Source organism: Streptomyces sp. NPDC031064, from assembly GCF_055570965.1.
Window position 1 is genome coordinate 98,382 of sequence record NZ_JBVIGF010000005.1, and the last position, 14,522, is coordinate 112,903.

The following is a 14,522-nucleotide window of genomic DNA, read 5'->3' on the forward strand; positions in this document are numbered from 1 at the left end:
CAGCGTCCGGAGGCGCCGATGTCCCAAGTCTTCTCCGAAGAGACCCATCGAAATCTGCTCTCCCGCATTCCCCACTGCACAGGCCGGCAAGTGTCCGAATGGCTTCGCACCGTCGAGGAAGGCCCCTCCCTCGTACGTTTCGAGGAGAAGGTGAGCTGGCTCCGGGGCGAGCACAACCTCAGTTACGGACACGCCAAGGCGATCATCCACGAGTACGACCTGAGGCGGGCCGCCCGCAAGCTGCTGTGAAGCTGCTCTGACGGGTCGGACGACAACGCCGAAGGGCCCGCCCGGCGCGCTGCCGGACGGGCCCTTCGTACGTTCACTCGCGTCAGTCGTCGCCCTGGAGGATCGACAGCAGTCGCAGGAACTCCAGGTAGATCCACACCAGCGTCATGGTGAGGCCGAAGGCCGCCAGCCAGGACTCCTCGCGCGGGGCGCCGTAGGTGATGCCGTCCTCGACCTGCTTGAAGTCGAGGGCCAGGAAGCACGCACCGAGGATGATGCCGATGACACCGAACAGGATGCCGAGGCCACCGCTGCGGAAGCCGAGGCCGTCACCGCCGCCGAACACGGCGAACAGCATGTTCACCGCCATCAGCAAGATGAAGCCGATCGCGGCCGCCATCACGAAGCCGTAGAAGCGGCGGGTGACGCGGATCCAGCGCATCTTGTAGGCGATCAGCACGCCGGCGAAGACCGCCATGGTGCCGAGCACCGCCTGCGGGACGACACCCGGCGACAAGTACGTCGAGACGGCGTTGGAGATCACGCCGAGGAAGACGCCCTCGAACGCCGCGTACAGCAGGATCAGCGCGGGGGACGCCTTGCGCTTGAAGGACTGGATCATCGCGAAGACGAAGGCCACGAGGGCCGCGCCGATGGCGATGCCGTACGACGTGTTGATGTTCGCCGGGTCGACGGGCATCAGGAACCACGCGAGCGTCGCGGTGACGAAGACCGTACCGAGCGTGATCGCGGTGCGGGACACCACGTCGTCGATGGTCATCGCACCGGGGCGCGCCGGGGCCTGTGCGGGGGCGCCGAGCTGGGCGTCCTGCGCGTAAGGGTTGGTCGCGTACGGGTTCGTCGCGTACGGGTTCGTTCCAGCGACGGGGCCCCCGGCCTGCGGCTGCTGCGCGTTGAAGCCCGCATAGCCGTTGTCGCGGCTGAACCCCCGTCGCGAGAAGACCGGGTTGCTGCTCCTCATCTCACTCCTCCATGGCCGCCGTGCGCGGCCTTGAGACAAGAGTAATGGGCAAGCAAAAGAAACACCCTAGTGCTCGGGGAGGATCTTTCACTCCCGTCACACTGGTTCGCTCGCTCGTCCGTGGCTGAATCCTGCCGGTCGTCCGGTTTTTTGTGGGACCGCTCCCGTGAGGAGGGTCGGGAGTGCCCGGAACCGGACTCGAACCGGTACGGCCCGAAGGCCAGCGAGGTTTAAGCTCGCCGTGTCTGCATTCCACCATCCGGGCGTTACCCCGCGGCTCCGCGTTGGCACATGAGCCTATCGGGGCGCGTCCCCCGAACAGCGGAACGATGGCCCGATGTTGTCTTATTTTATTGACGTCTGAGGGTGCGTCAGTGCTGGTGGGCGGCGTTCCGCGGCAGGCTTGGGGGGCTCGCGGCCGCAAAGACGTACGCAAAGGAATGACGGAAAGTCGTCGCCTCCTGTCACCCGGTCGGTGAACCGCCCCCTCCGCCCCGGCCCCCCGGGCCGCGTCTCAGGGGCCCCGTCATACCTCAGGAGGAGGGGCGGGCCCCCCGGTCCGACTCCAGGCTGCCCCGGATACGGGCATGCGGACGGACGCCCGGCGGGGTGGTGGGCGATGACGATGGACGGGTCCTCGAAGAACAGTCCCCGACAGGAGCCCCCACGTGACCACCACCCCCACCGCCTACCGCGCCACCGCGGTGGCCGCCCGCGCCACGGATCTGTCCAAGGTCTACGGACAGGGTGAGACCCAGGTGGTCGCCCTGGACCGGGTCACCGTGGACTTCCACCAGGGCGAGTTCACCGCGATCATGGGTCCCTCGGGCTCCGGCAAGTCGACGCTGATGCACTGCGTGGCCGGGCTCGACACCTTCAGCAGCGGTTCCGTCCGGATCGGTGACACGGAGCTGGGCTCCCTCAAGGACAAGCAGCTCACCCAGCTCCGCCGCGACAAGATCGGCTTCATCTTCCAGGCGTTCAACCTGCTGCCGACGCTGACCGCCCAGGAGAACATCACCCTCCCCATGGACATCGCGGGCCGCAAGCCCGACAAGGAGTGGGTGCGCAAGGTCATCGACATGGTGGGCCTGTCCGGGCGCCTCGGCCACCGGCCCGCGCAGCTCTCCGGCGGACAGCAGCAGCGCGTCGCCGTGGCCCGCGCGCTGGCCTCCCGGCCCGAGATCATCTTCGGTGACGAGCCGACCGGAAACCTCGACTCCCGCTCCGGCGCCGAGGTGCTGGGCTTCCTGCGCAATTCGGTGCGCGAACTGGGGCAGACGGTCGTGATGGTCACCCACGACCCGGTGGCCGCCTCCTACGCGGACCGGGTGATCTTCCTCGCGGACGGCCGCATCGTCGACGAGATGCTGCGCCCGACGGCGGACGGCGTGCTCGACCGCATGAAGGAGTTCGACGCCAAGGGCCGCACGAGCTGACGCCCCACCGGGGCGCGCCGCCCCGGACCGGGCCGTCCTGGCCCACCCGGGCCGCCCGCACCACCGGGCCCGCCACGCGCCCCGGAATCCCGCCGTTCCCTCCTTCACCCCAGGACTCACACCTCATGTTCCGTACCGCCTTGCGCAACGTGCTCGCGCACAAGGCCAGGCTGCTGATGACCGTGCTCGCCGTCATGCTCGGCGTGGCGTTCGTCGCCGGCACCCTGGTCTTCACCGACACCCTGTCCAACGCCTTCCGCAACCAGTCGGCCAAGAGCTACGACAACGTCGCCGTGGCCGTCACCTCGTACGCCGACGCGGCCGACGCCAAGCAGGAGCCGGGCCTCTCCCAGCAGACCCTCGACAAGATCGGCCGGCTGGACGGGGTCGCCTCCGTCACCGGACGCGTGGACGGATTCGCCGGGGTCGCCGACCCCGACGGCAAACTGATCGGCGTCGGCTGGTCGAACAAGGGCTCCAACTTCGCCCCCGGCAAGGACGGCAAGGACGCCGCCTACGACTTCACCGAGGGCTCCGGCCCGGTGAGGGCCGACCAGATCGCCCTGGACAAGGACACCGCCACCAAGGGCGAGTACAAGGTCGGCGACAAGGTCCGCGTCGCCACGAACGGGCCGGTCAAGGAGTACACGCTGGCCGGCGTCTTCACCACCGAGGACGGCGCCGTCAGCGCCGGCGGCAGCCTGGTCCTCTTCGACACCTCCGTCGCGCAAGCGCTCTACCTGAAGCCGGGCTACTTCAAGGACGTGACCGTCACCGCCGCGTCCGGCGCCGACGACGCGCGGATCCTCGACGCGGTCGAGCCGCTGATCCCGGAGAACGCCGAGGCCAAGACGGGCGCCGCGCTCGCCGACGAGCAGGCGAAGGACATCGAGGAGGGCCTGAGCAGCCTCAACCAGATGCTCCTGGCCTTCGCCGCCATCGCGCTCTTCGTCGGTGTCTTCCTGATCTCCAACACCTTCACCATGCTGGTCGCCCAGCGCACCAAGGAACTCGCGCTGATGCGCGCCGTCGGCGCCTCCCGCAAGCAGATCACCCGCTCGGTGCTGGCCGAGGCAGGTGTGGTCGGTCTGGTCGCCTCCGTGGTGGGCTTCGCGCTCGGCGTCGGCCTGGCCGTCGCGCTGCGCTCCGGGATGGCCGCGTTCGGCATGAAGGTGCCCGACGGACCGCTCGTCATCGGTACGACGCCGGTGCTCGCCGCGCTCGGTGTGGGCGTCCTGATCACGATGCTCGCCGCCTGGCTGCCCGGCCGCCGTGCCGCGAAGATCCCGCCGGTGGCCGCGATGAGCAGCGTCCACGCGGTGGCCACCACCAAGTCGCTGGTCGTGCGCAACTCCATCGGCGGGTTCATCACCGCCGCGGGCGCGGCGCTGATCGTGGCGGGCGCGGCGGCCGGCTCGGACGGCAGGATGCTCATCGCGGGCGGTGCCTTCCTCGCCCTGGTCGGCGTGATCGTGCTGATCCCGCTGCTGTCCCGCCCGGTCATCGCCCTCGTACGGCCGCTGATGGTCCGCGCCTTCGGGGTCTCCGGCCAACTGGCCGGACAGAACGCGGTCCGCAACCCGCGCCGCACCGGCGCCACCGCCTCCGCGCTGGCCATCGGCCTGACGCTGGTCACCGGCCTGTCGGTGCTGGGCGTCACGGTCGGCACGGCGCTGGACAAGATGACCACGGACCAGATCAAGGCCGACTACATGGTCGCGATGGCCAGCGGCGGCGATCTCGACAAGTCCGCGCTGGCCGCGCTGGAGAAGGCGCCGGGCGTCACGGCGGTCTCGCCGCAGCAGTCCTCGTCCTTCGAGGTCGAGGGCGATTGGGTGTCGGCGTCGGCGATCACGCCGGGCGACATCGAGCGGGTCCTCAACGTCGAGCTGGTGAACGGTTCGCTGGACTCGCTCGGCAAGGGCGGCATCGCGGTCGCCGAGAAGACGGCCACCAAGCAGGGCTGGAAGGTCGGCGACACCTTGCCGGTCACCTTCAACGACGACAAGAAGGGCTCCCTGAAGGTCGGCGCGGTCTACAAGGACAGCGAGTTCCTCTCGCCGGTCCTGGTGGACACGAAGGTGGTCGCCCCGCACGAGACCAAGCCGTACATCCCGCAGATCTTCGTGAAGATGGACGGCGGCCAGACCGCGGCGAACGAGAAGGCCCTGGTCAACGCGCTCGGTGACAACCCGGCGATCAACGTCATGGACAAGCAGGACATCCGCGACCAGTTCGGCGGCATGATCAACATGATGCTGAACATCATGTACGGCCTGCTGGCGATGGCCCTGATCATCGCGGTGCTGGGTGTGGTCAACACGCTGGCGATGTCGGTCTTCGAGCGGCAGCAGGAGATCGGCATGCTGCGGGCGATCGGCCTGGACCGGCGCCGGGTGAAGCGGATGGTGCGGCTGGAGGCCGTGGTCATCTCGGTCTTCGGCGCGGTGGTCGGCATCGGCCTCGGCTCGTTCCTGGGCTGGGCGATCGGCCAGACCATCAAGTCGAGCCTGCCGGGTTACGCGCTGGTCATCCCCTGGGACCGGATCGGGCTCTTCCTGGTCCTGGCGGCCCTGGTGGGCGTCCTGGCCGCGATGTGGCCGGCGCGCAGCGCGGCGAAGCTCAACATGCTGAACGCCATCAAGGCCGAGTGACCCCCACAGGAAACAGGGCCGGGTCCCCTCCGGGGGACCCGGCCCTCGGCGTATCAGCGGTCTCGCCGTGTCAGCGGTCTCGCCGTGTCAGCGGTCCGGGCGCTCGGTCCACTCCCTCGTCCGCAGCGGCAGGCCCGAGACGCCGTCGTCGGGCGTCCGCACGGCGAGGATCTGGTTGACGCCGATGCGGTTGCGCTCGAAGGAGACGGCGGAGGCCGCCATGTAGAGCCGCCAGACGCGGGCCCGGCCGGGGGAGGCGAGCCGTACGGCCTCGGCCCAGCGGGACTCCAGGTTGGTCACCCAGCGCCGCAGGGTGTGGCCGTAGTGCTCGCGGATGGCCTCGACGTCCCTGACCTCGAACCCGGCGTCTTCGAGGGCGGTGGTGGTCCGGCCCACGGGTGCGAGCTCGCCGTCGGGGAAGACGTACCGGTCGATGAAGTCGTCGACGTGGTAGGCGGCTTCGTCCTTCTCGGGGCGGCGGGAGATCTGGTGGTTCAGCAGCCGGCCGCCGGGCTTGAGCAGGGCGTACAGGTCGTCGGCGTACTCGCGGTAGCGGATCCGGCCGACGTGCTCGGCCATGCCGATGGACGAAATCGCGTCGTACGGCCCGTCCTTGACGTCGCGGTAGTCCTGTACGCGGATCTCGACCCGGTCGGTCAGGCCCTCGTCGGCGACGCGCTTGCGGGCGTAGGCGGCCTGCTCGGTGGAGAGGGTGACGCCGACGACACGGGCGCCGTACTCGCGGGCGGCGTGGATGGCCATCGAGCCCCAGCCGCAGCCCACGTCGAGCAGCCGGTCGCCCTCCTTCAGGGCCAGCTTGCGGCAGACGAGGTCGAGCTTGGCGGCCTGGGCCTCTTCGAGGGTGCTGCCCTCGGACCAGTAGGCGCACGAGTAGACCATGGACGGGCCGAGGACCAGCGCGTAGAAGTCGTTGCCGACGTCGTAGTGGTGGCTGATGGCCGCCCTGTCGCGGCGCTTGGTGTGCAGGGGGCCGGTGCGGAGGCGGACCTCCTCGGCGGGCGGCGGGGGCGGCGGCCAGGGCCCGGCGAGCTGGACCAGGCCGCGGGCGGCGGCGCGGAGTCTGGGGTTGCGTACGGGGTGCACGGCGTCCTTGGCGTCGGCGCCGCGCTCCCAGACGAGGCCCGCGAGCCGGTCGAGGGCCTCATACAGGTCGCCGTCCACGTCGAGCTCCCCGGCGACCCAGGCCCGGGCGAGCCCCAGCTCCCCCGGCTTCCACAACAGCCGCCGCAGCGCCCGGCGGTGGCGTACGACGAGGACGGGCGCACCCGGCGGTCCCGCCTCACTGCCGTCCCAGGCGCGGATCCCGACCGGGAGCGGAACGCCCAGCAGGTCCTCGGCGAGCGTGGTGAGCCGCGACGCGGCGTCGGCCATGGTGCACACCTCCGTGATGAGGGATCCCAGAAATGCTCAACACCACGAAAACACCCGGGGCGCACGGATGCAGTCCCGAAACGATGCAATGCGACGGCAAAATGCGTGCCGCCCGGCCTGCCGGGCGCCCTGACACCCCTTCAGCCCGCCGGAGCCACCCCCGGGCACCCGCCCCGGCGCACGGCCAGGCACCCGCCCCGGCGCACGGGCCGCCGGGGCCGGGTATGCGGAAGGGGCCGCCCGCACCACGGATGGCGGGCGGCCCCTTGAGCCGGGGCGACCAGGAGGAACCGGTCAGGAGGCCTTACCGGTCAGGAGGCCTTGGCCTTCTCCGGCTTCGACGCGGCCGGGGCGGCGGCCGGGGCCGGCTTGGCCGCCTCGTAGAACTCCTCGCGCGGCGACTCGATGGCGCCGAGCGAGACGACCTCGCGCTTGAGGAACATCGCGAGCGTCCAGTCCGCGAAGACGCGGATCTTGCGGTTCCAGGTCGGCATGGCCATGCCGTGGTAGCCGCGGTGCATGTACCAGGCGAGACGGCCCTTGAGCTTGATCTTCACCTTGCCCATGACGATCATCGCGACGCCCTTGTGCAGGCCGAGACCGGCGACCGCACCCTTGTTGGCGTGGCTGTACTCCTTCTGCGGGAAGCCCCGCATGCCGGAGATCACGTTGTCGCCGAGGACCTTGGCCTGGCGCAGCGCGTGCTGGGCGTTCGGCGGGCACCAGGCGTTCTCGTTGCCGGCCTTGCGGCCGACGAGGTCCGGGACCTGGGCGTTGTCGCCGGCGGCCCAGATGTAGTCGGTGCCCTTGACCTGGAGCGTGGCGTCGCAGTCCACGTGGCCGCGCGGGCCCAGCGGCAGGCCGAAGCGGGCGAGCGCCGGGTTGGGCTTCACACCGGCGGTCCACACGATGGTGTTGGAGTCGACCTCCAGGCCGTTCTTCAGCACCACGTGGCCGTCGACGCAGGAGTCCATGGACGTCGAGAGGTAGACCTCGACCCCACGGCCCTCCAGGTGCTCCTTGCCGTACTTGCCGAGCTTGGGGCCGACCTCGGGAAGGATCTTGTCCGCGGCGTCCACCAGGATGAAGCGCATGTCCTCGCGCTTCACGTTCTTGTAGTACTTCGCGGCGTCACGGGCCAGGTCCTCGACCTCGCCGATGGTCTCCGCGCCGGCGAAGCCGCCGCCCACGAAGACGAAGGTCAGCGCCTTGCGGCGGACCTCCTCGTCGGTGGTCGAGTCGGCCTTGTCGAGCTGCTCGAGGACGTGGTTGCGCAGGCCGATGGCCTCCTCGATGCCCTTCATGCCGATGCCCTGCTCGGCGAGGCCGGGGATCGGGAAGGTGCGGGAGACCGCGCCCATCGCGATGACCAGGTAGTCGAACGGCAGCTCGTACGCCTCGCCGACGAGCGGCGCGATCGTGGCGACCTTGCGGTCCTGGTCGATGGTGGTGACCCGGCCGGTGAGTACCTCGGCCTTGGGCAGCACGCGTCGCAGCGGGACGACGACGTGCCGCGGCGAGATGCTGCCGGCGGCGGCTTCGGGCAGGAAGGGCTGGTAGGTCATGTACGACCGGGGGTCGACGACCGTGACGGTCGCCTCGCCGTAGCGCATCTTCTTGAGAATGCGCCGAGCTGCGTACAGGCCTACGTACCCACCGCCTACTACGAGGATCCTGGGACGCTCCGTGGTGCTCATGCCATCGAGTATCCACCCGCCGGAGGGGGGTCGCTCGTGCGCCCCTTCACAAGGTTGTGGGAGACCTCTGCTACACTGCGCGGCCCGCGTGACGGAGGTCATGGCGCCACGGGGGAACCACGGTGTAACGGAAGACGTTGTTCACCCCCGTTGAACTGGGGCGGCGAGCACCTTTTAACCGTGGACCACCACCGGAGTTCACACCTACGAAACACAGCCGAGGGTGGCGTACACGCCTGCGAAAGGGCCCCGAGCGGGGCGCTGGAGGCCGTTGGACGGCTCCTTGACCCCCCTCAGGGCCCTTTTCCTTGTGAAGAACTTCACGAACTTTTCCGACGCGCCGTCCGGACGGGTGTCCGCCGGGCCCGCGTCAGACGAGCGAGAGGGCGATTCCGTCCAGAATGTCGTGCTCGGAAACGACCACCTCACGGGCCCCGGTCCGCTCCATGACGGCCAGCAGGACCAGCGCGCCCGAGACGATGACGTCCACCCGGCCCGGGTGCATCACCGGGATCGCGGACCGCTCGTCGTGCGTCGCCGCCAGCAGCCGCGCGGTGACCTCGGCGACCCGCTCGTAGGAGATCCGCGAGCGGTGGATCGCCGCCGAGTCGTACTCGGCCAGCCCCAGCGCGATCGCCGCCACCGTCGTGACCGAACCGGCCAGCCCGACGAGCGTCTCCGCCTCCCGCAGCGGAACCGTCTCCTCCGCAAGGTCCAGGGCCGCCTCGATGTCCGACCGGATCGCCGCCACCTCAACCTCGGACGGCGGGTCACTGCGCACATGACGCTCGGTCAGGCGTACGCAGCCGATGTCGACCGACCGGGCGGCACGCGCGTGCGTGCGGCCGACCACGAACTCCGTGGAGCCGCCGCCGATGTCCACGACCAGGTACTCGCCGTCGCCGGGGCCCGTCAGCTCCTTGGTCGCGCCGGTGAAGGAGAACTCCGCCTCCTGGTCACCGGTGATGACCTCGGGCTCCACGCCCAGGATGTCCTTCACGCCCCGGACGAAGTCGTCGCGGTTCTCGGCGTCGCGCGAGGCCGAGGTCGCCACGAAACGCAGCCTCTCGGCCCCGTACTCCTTGATGACGGCGGCGTACTCGCGGCACGCCGTGAAGGTCCGCTCCAGCGCCTCGGGGGCGAGCCGCCCGGTCTTGTCCACGCCCTGGCCGAGCCGGACGATCGTCATCCGCCGGTCCAGGTCGGTGACTTCGCCGGTCGACGGGTCCACGTCGGCGACCAGCAGCCGGATGGAGTTCGTACCGCAGTCGATGGCGGCCACGCGGGTCACTGCTCGCCCTCCTCGTCCCGGTGAACGGTCACGCACGGACCCTTGGCCCACCACTCCGGCAGCATCGCGATGGCCTCGTCGCCCAGCGGGTTCACGCCCGGCCCGGCGGCCAGCGAGTGGCCGACGAGCACGTGCAGGCACTTCACGCGGTCCGGCATGCCGCCGGCGCTCGGGAAGCCCTCCAGGACCTCGATGGCGTCACGGCGTGCGATGTAGTCCTCGTGCGCGGCGCGGTAGGCGGCGGCGAGCTCGGGGTCGCTCTGGAGCCGCTCGGACATCTCCTTCATGACGCCGTTCGCCTCCAGCGTGCCGATCGCGGAGGCCGCGCGCGGGCAGGTGAGGTAGTACGTCGTCGGGAACGGGGTGCCGTCCGGGAGCCGGGGCGCGGTCTCCACCACGTCCGGGTTGCCGCACGGGCAGCGGTGCGCGATGGCGCGCAGGCCGCGCGGCGGGCGGCCGAGCTGTTCCTTGAACGCCGCGACGTCCGCCTCGGTGGGCTCGGTGCGTTCGGTCTGCGGAGGGGGCGTTTCCATGCCTGCCTTGGGTTCTACTTGCGGTCGGTGCGGTCGGCGGTGTCCACGCCGTCCCAGAGGTTGGAGTACCAGGGGCGGTCGGCCGCGCCCTGGTCGGTGCGGCGCTCGCGCACCGCGTCGGGGTCGATGACCGTGTAGCCGGTCTCCCCGGGGAGTACATAGTGCAGGTGCTCGCGGGCGAGGCGCCTGATGTACGCGTCGTCCTGGAGCCGCGCCTTCTCGTCGCGCAGCCGTTCGACGCGCTCGCTCGCCTCGGCCGCGAGCCGCTCCTGCTCGGCGATCTCGGCGCGCTGGGAGACCCATTGGCGCATCGGGTAGGCCAGGGCGACCACCAGGGAGCAGACGACCAGTGCCAGGAAGGCCGCGCGGCCGGTGAGCCGGGAGCGGCGGGCCTGCCGGCGGGTCTGGGAGCGGTAGACGCGGGCGGCGGTCTGCTCGCCGAGCAGTCGCAGCCTGGTCGCGGTGGAGAACCGGTCCCGGGCCATGTCGTGTACCCGCCTCCCCTTGCCCGTTACGTACGTACGTCCCCGGACACGGTACGGGACCGTGGCCGGGGACGTACGTAACCGGGCTATGCGACCGGGCCGGTGATCAGCCCTTGAAGCGCGGGAAGGCGCTGCGGCCCGCGTACACCGCGGCGTCGTCGAGGATCTCCTCGATGCGCAGGAGCTGGTTGTACTTGGCGACGCGCTCGGAACGGGCCGGGGCGCCGGTCTTGATCTGGCCGCAGTTGGTGGCGACGGCCAGATCGGCGATGGTGACGTCCTCGGTCTCGCCGGAGCGGTGCGACATCATGCACTTGAAGCCGTTGCGCTGGGCCATCTCGACGGCGTCCAGGGTCTCGGTCAGCGAACCGATCTGGTTGACCTTGACCAGCAGGGCGTTCGCGGCACCCTCGTCGATGCCGCGCGCCAGGCGCTCCGGGTTGGTGACGAACAGGTCGTCGCCGACGAGCTGGACCTTGGTGCCCAGCTTCTCGGTGATGGTCTTCCAGCCGTCCCAGTCGTCCTCGAACAGCGGGTCCTCGATGGAGACCAGCGGGTACGCCTCGACGAGCTCGGCGTAGTAGTCCGTCATCTCGGCGGCCGAGCGGGACTTGCCCTCGAACTGGTAGGCACCGTCCTTGTAGAACTCGGACGCGGCGACGTCGAGCGCCAGGGCGATGTCCTTGCCCGGGGCGTAGCCGGCCTGCTTGATGGCCTCGAGGATGAGGTCGAGGGCGGCGCGGTTGGAGTCCAGGTTCGGGGCGAAGCCGCCCTCGTCGCCCAGGCCCGTGGACAGGCCCTTGTCCTTCAGGACCTTCTTCAGCGTGTGGTAGACCTCGGCACCCCAGCGCAGCGCCTCGGAGAAGGACTCCGCGCCGATCGGGGCGATCATGAACTCCTGGATGTCCACGTTGGAGTCGGCGTGCGAGCCGCCGTTCAGGATGTTCATCATCGGAACGGGCAGCAGGTGCGCGTTCGGGCCGCCCAGGTAGCGGAAGAGCGGGAGGTCGGACGCCTCGGAGGCGGCGTGCGCGACGGCGAGGGAGACGCCGAGGATGGCGTTGGCGCCGAGCGAGGACTTGTCCGGCGTGGCGTCCAGGTCGAACATCGCCTGGTCGATCAGCCGCTGCTCGGTGGCGTCGTAGCCGACGAGCTCCGGGCCGATCTGCTCGATGACGGCGAGGACGGCCTTCTCGACACCCTTGCCGAGGTAGCGGTCCTTGTCACCGTCGCGGAGCTCGAGGGCCTCGAACGCACCGGTGGAGGCACCGGACGGGACGGCAGCACGGCCGGTGCTGCCGTCGTCGAGGCCGACCTCGACCTCGACCGTGGGGTTGCCTCGGGAGTCCAGGATTTCCCGGGCTACGACGACGTCGATGGACGGCACGAGCATCTCCTTCTGGGATGTGACGCAAAATGTGACGCATGCGGTGCAGGGTCTCTTTGGCCTTGCGGCAAGAGCCTAACCGGCCGGGGAGCCGTGACCAGCCGACGCCCGCCTCCTGGGACGAAAAAGGGCTCACCAGGCTGCATTGCGGGCGAAACGCCACGAAACCTACCGGTCGGTAATGTGGCTGGAGCGCGGAACCCCGGCCCGGCACGCACGGGGGAAGGGCGCGCCGGGCCGGGGTGGTCCCGCGGGGGTCAGCTCAGGTGGAGCTGCTGGCCCGGGTAGATCAGGTCGGCGTCGTCGACGATGTCCTTGTTCAGCTCGAAGAGCTTCTGCCAGCCGCCCGCGACCTTCTTGTCGGCGGCGATGGTGCTGAGCGTGTCGCCGGCCTTGACCTTGTACTCGCCGTCGCCCTTCTCGACCTTCTTGCCGGTCGGGGTGGTGACGGTCTTCGGCGCGGCCTTCTTCTCGGCCTTCGGGGCGGTGCGCTGCTCGCTGCGCGTGGTGGGCTGCTCGGCCTTGCGCTCCTGGACCGGGGCCCCCTGGTACGAGGCGTTGGACAGGCCGACGCCGCAGTGCGGCCAGGCGCCCTTGCCCTGGCCCGCCAGGACCTTCTCGGCTATCTCGATCTGCTGCGACTTGGAGGCCTGGTCGGCGGTCGCGGCGTACGCGGTGCCGCCGTACGCGGCCCAGGTGGAGGCCGAGAACTGGAGGCCGCCGTAGTAGCCGTTGCCGGTGTTGATGGACCAGTTGCCGCCGGACTCGCACTGGGCGACCTTGTCCCACTCGGCGGCGGTGGCGGCCGAGGCGGACGTGGCGCCCATCAGCGGGGCGGCGACGGCGACACCGGTGATGCCGGCGAACGCGGCGAACCGGGCGGCCTTGGAGGGGCGACGGTGCTTGGCCTTGCTGGAGAACAGCATGGGACATCTCCTCACCGACGCCTGCGAGGTGAGCTGTCGGGTTCGGGCGTGAGCTGCCCGGCCGCGCGGCACCGCGGTGCGGCGCGCGGCTTCACCCCAAGCCGGTCCGCGCCATGTCTCCATGGCCGGGCCCGGCACTTACCTTGGGTCCCCCGCTCCTGCCTTCGGCGCGTGACGCGACGACTGTTCCCGTCGACCGGCGGCAGGATTCGGCGTTCCGGTCGATGGGGCCCGCGGTGGCGAGCGGTCACGACCGTAAACAGAGACCTCCCCGAAGTTCAAAGGCGGACATCGGGGTCAATCCGCCCTTATGCGCCTGCCCTTGACGGGCGTTTACGCAGGTGAAGGGCGGATTGTGCGCTTCGGGCGGCCACGGTGCGCCAGTTGGGGCGAAGAGATTCATGTCTCACTTACCCAGAAGTGGACATAACCCCTGCCCCTACGGCTGATCCGTCGTCAGGTCGAGGCTCTGACCGGGGACGATGAGGTCCGGATCGGCGCCGACGGTCTCCTGGTTGGCCTCGTAGAGGGCGGGCCAGCCGCCGGGGACGTCGTGCTCGTCCGCGATGCTCCAGAGGTTGTCGCCGGGGCGGACGGTGTACGCGCCGGGCTCGACACTGCCGGGGTCGCGCGACGCTCCGTCACCCCGGGAGGGGTGGCCGTCGCTTTCGCGCCCGGTGGCCGAATTGCCGGTATCAGCGGGCTTGGCAGGATCGGTGGGCTTGGTGGTGGTTTCGCCCTCCGGTGCGGCTGGGGCGACCGGGGCGGTCGGGTCGGTCGCCGGAGTCTCCTCGGGAGACGGCTCGCCGCGGTGCTTGCCGGTGCCCGGAGCGGGGGTCGCGCCGGGCGCCGTCGGAGCGGGCTCGGTGGGCAGGAGCGTTCCGGCCGGGCCGGTCGGTGTGGCGGCCGGGTCGGTGGGCGCGGCCGGGTCCGTCGGCGTGGCGGGCGCGGTCGGGCCTTCGAGGGTCTCGGCCGGGTCCGTCGGCTCGGCGCTCTGTGCCGGGGCGGACGGCTCAGGGGCGGTCTCGGTGGGCGCGACGCCCAGGTCGGTCCCCGGCGTCTCGGCGGCGCCGCCCAGGCCGGCGATCGGGGCGCAGGTCTCCCACGCCTTGACGCCCGTCGCCGCGTAGACCTTCTCGGCGACGGATATCTGCTCGGTGCGGCTGGCGAGGTCGGGGCGCGCGGCGTGGGCGAGGCCCCCGTACGACTCCCAGGTCTCCTGCGACATCTGGAGGCCGCCGTAGAAGCCGTTGCCCAGGTCGGCGCTCCACAGGCCGCCGGACTCGCATTCGGCCACCCGGTCCCAGGTGGTCGCGTCGGCCGCCGACGCGGAACCCGCGCCGAGCAGCGGGAGCGCGATGGCGGATCCGGTCACCCCTGCCGCGACGACGATGGCGGGGGCTTGACGGGGTCGTCGGTGCCGGCCGTTCCCGGAGCGCATGCGGTGCTGCCTTTCGCGTGACTGCTGAGGTGACGGTGAACGTAGCGGCATTCGAACGTCAGTCACA

Annotated in this window: 12 protein-coding genes, 1 tRNA gene and 1 riboswitch; of the genes, 3 read left to right on the forward strand and 10 right to left on the reverse strand. The window is 70.5% G+C overall.

The window, feature by feature from the left end; all coding sequences use genetic code 11:
- Nucleotides 1–18 precede the first annotated feature (18 nt).
- Nucleotides 19–249, forward strand: a complete 231-nt coding sequence (locus ACZ46W_RS19270) for a DUF4287 domain-containing protein (protein WP_073757614.1) — start codon at nt 19–21, stop codon at nt 247–249.
- An 82-nt stretch (nt 250–331) separates the two neighbouring features.
- On the opposite strand, the gene ACZ46W_RS19275 is transcribed toward ACZ46W_RS19270, so the two are convergent.
- A complete protein-coding gene (locus tag ACZ46W_RS19275) occupies nt 332–1,210 on the reverse strand; it encodes a Bax inhibitor-1/YccA family protein (protein WP_468338982.1) in 879 nt (292 codons plus the stop codon).
- 183 nt (nt 1,211–1,393) lie between these two features.
- Nucleotides 1,394–1,475: transfer RNA gene (locus ACZ46W_RS19280), tRNA-Leu, on the reverse strand.
- A 403-nt stretch (nt 1,476–1,878) separates the two neighbouring features.
- On the opposite strand from ACZ46W_RS19280, the gene ACZ46W_RS19285 reads away from it, so the two are divergent.
- Nucleotides 1,879–2,649, forward strand: a complete 771-nt coding sequence (locus tag ACZ46W_RS19285) for an ABC transporter ATP-binding protein (RefSeq protein ID WP_366128619.1) — start codon at nt 1,879–1,881, stop codon at nt 2,647–2,649.
- A gap of 125 nt (nt 2,650–2,774) precedes the next feature.
- Nucleotides 2,775–5,303: an ABC transporter permease gene (locus ACZ46W_RS19290; protein ID WP_468338984.1), complete on the forward strand. Its 2,529-nt coding sequence runs from the start codon at nt 2,775–2,777 to the stop codon at nt 5,301–5,303.
- Between the two features lie 87 nt (nt 5,304–5,390).
- On the opposite strand, the gene ACZ46W_RS19295 is transcribed toward ACZ46W_RS19290, so the two are convergent.
- The 8 genes from ACZ46W_RS19295 to ACZ46W_RS19330 all read right to left on the reverse strand — a co-directional run bounded on the left by ACZ46W_RS19295 (nt 5,391) and on the right by ACZ46W_RS19330 (nt 14,389).
- The gene (locus ACZ46W_RS19295; protein ID WP_468338986.1) at nt 5,391–6,695 is read right to left on the reverse strand and encodes a class I SAM-dependent methyltransferase; all 1,305 of its coding nucleotides are present in this window, start codon (nt 6,693–6,695) and stop codon (nt 5,391–5,393) included.
- Nucleotides 6,696–7,006: 311 nt separating this feature from the next.
- On the reverse strand, nt 7,007–8,392 hold the full coding sequence (locus tag ACZ46W_RS19300) for an NAD(P)/FAD-dependent oxidoreductase (RefSeq protein WP_468338988.1): 1,386 nt from the start codon (nt 8,390–8,392) through the stop codon (nt 7,007–7,009).
- Between the two features lie 370 nt (nt 8,393–8,762).
- Nucleotides 8,763–9,683, reverse strand: a complete 921-nt coding sequence (locus tag ACZ46W_RS19305) for a Ppx/GppA phosphatase family protein (RefSeq protein ID WP_468338990.1) — start codon at nt 9,681–9,683, stop codon at nt 8,763–8,765.
- Nucleotides 9,680–10,216, reverse strand: a complete 537-nt coding sequence (locus ACZ46W_RS19310) for a DUF501 domain-containing protein (protein ID WP_468338992.1) — start codon at nt 10,214–10,216, stop codon at nt 9,680–9,682. Before ACZ46W_RS19310 ends, ACZ46W_RS19305 begins: the two co-directional genes overlap by 4 nt.
- Nucleotides 10,217–10,230: 14 nt before the next feature.
- Entirely contained in the window at nt 10,231–10,701 is a 471-nt protein-coding gene (locus tag ACZ46W_RS19315; RefSeq protein ID WP_366128625.1) for an FtsB family cell division protein, read from the reverse strand.
- Between the two features lie 106 nt (nt 10,702–10,807).
- Nucleotides 10,808–12,088, reverse strand: a complete 1,281-nt coding sequence (gene eno, locus ACZ46W_RS19320) for a phosphopyruvate hydratase (RefSeq protein ID WP_468338995.1) — start codon at nt 12,086–12,088, stop codon at nt 10,808–10,810.
- Nucleotides 12,089–12,345: 257 nt separating this feature from the next.
- Entirely contained in the window at nt 12,346–13,014 is a 669-nt protein-coding gene (locus ACZ46W_RS19325) for a transglycosylase family protein (protein ID WP_468338997.1), read from the reverse strand.
- A 3-nt stretch (nt 13,015–13,017) separates the two neighbouring features.
- Nucleotides 13,018–13,194: riboswitch (cyclic di-AMP (ydaO/yuaA leader) on the reverse strand.
- A gap of 259 nt (nt 13,195–13,453) precedes the next feature.
- Entirely contained in the window at nt 13,454–14,389 is a 936-nt protein-coding gene (locus tag ACZ46W_RS19330) for a transglycosylase family protein (protein ID WP_468338999.1), read from the reverse strand.
- Nucleotides 14,390–14,522 lie beyond the last annotated feature (133 nt).

Excerpts from the sequence above, each read along its gene's own strand:
- ACZ46W_RS19270 (WP_073757614.1), top strand. The coding sequence starts at position 19 with ATGTCCCAAGTCTTCTCCGAAGAGACCCATCGAAATCTGCTCTCCCGC.
- ACZ46W_RS19275 (WP_468338982.1), bottom strand. The coding sequence starts at position 1,210 with ATGAGGAGCAGCAACCCGGTCTTCTCGCGACGGGGGTTCAGCCGCGAC.
- ACZ46W_RS19290 (WP_468338984.1), top strand. The coding sequence starts at position 2,775 with ATGTTCCGTACCGCCTTGCGCAACGTGCTCGCGCACAAGGCCAGGCTG.
- ACZ46W_RS19295 (WP_468338986.1), bottom strand. The coding sequence starts at position 6,695 with ATGGCCGACGCCGCGTCGCGGCTCACCACGCTCGCCGAGGACCTGCTG.
- ACZ46W_RS19300 (WP_468338988.1), bottom strand. The coding sequence starts at position 8,392 with ATGAGCACCACGGAGCGTCCCAGGATCCTCGTAGTAGGCGGTGGGTAC.
- ACZ46W_RS19310 (WP_468338992.1), bottom strand. The coding sequence starts at position 10,216 with ATGGAAACGCCCCCTCCGCAGACCGAACGCACCGAGCCCACCGAGGCG.
- ACZ46W_RS19315 (WP_366128625.1), bottom strand. The coding sequence starts at position 10,701 with ATGGCCCGGGACCGGTTCTCCACCGCGACCAGGCTGCGACTGCTCGGC.
- ACZ46W_RS19325 (WP_468338997.1), bottom strand. The coding sequence starts at position 13,014 with ATGCTGTTCTCCAGCAAGGCCAAGCACCGTCGCCCCTCCAAGGCCGCC.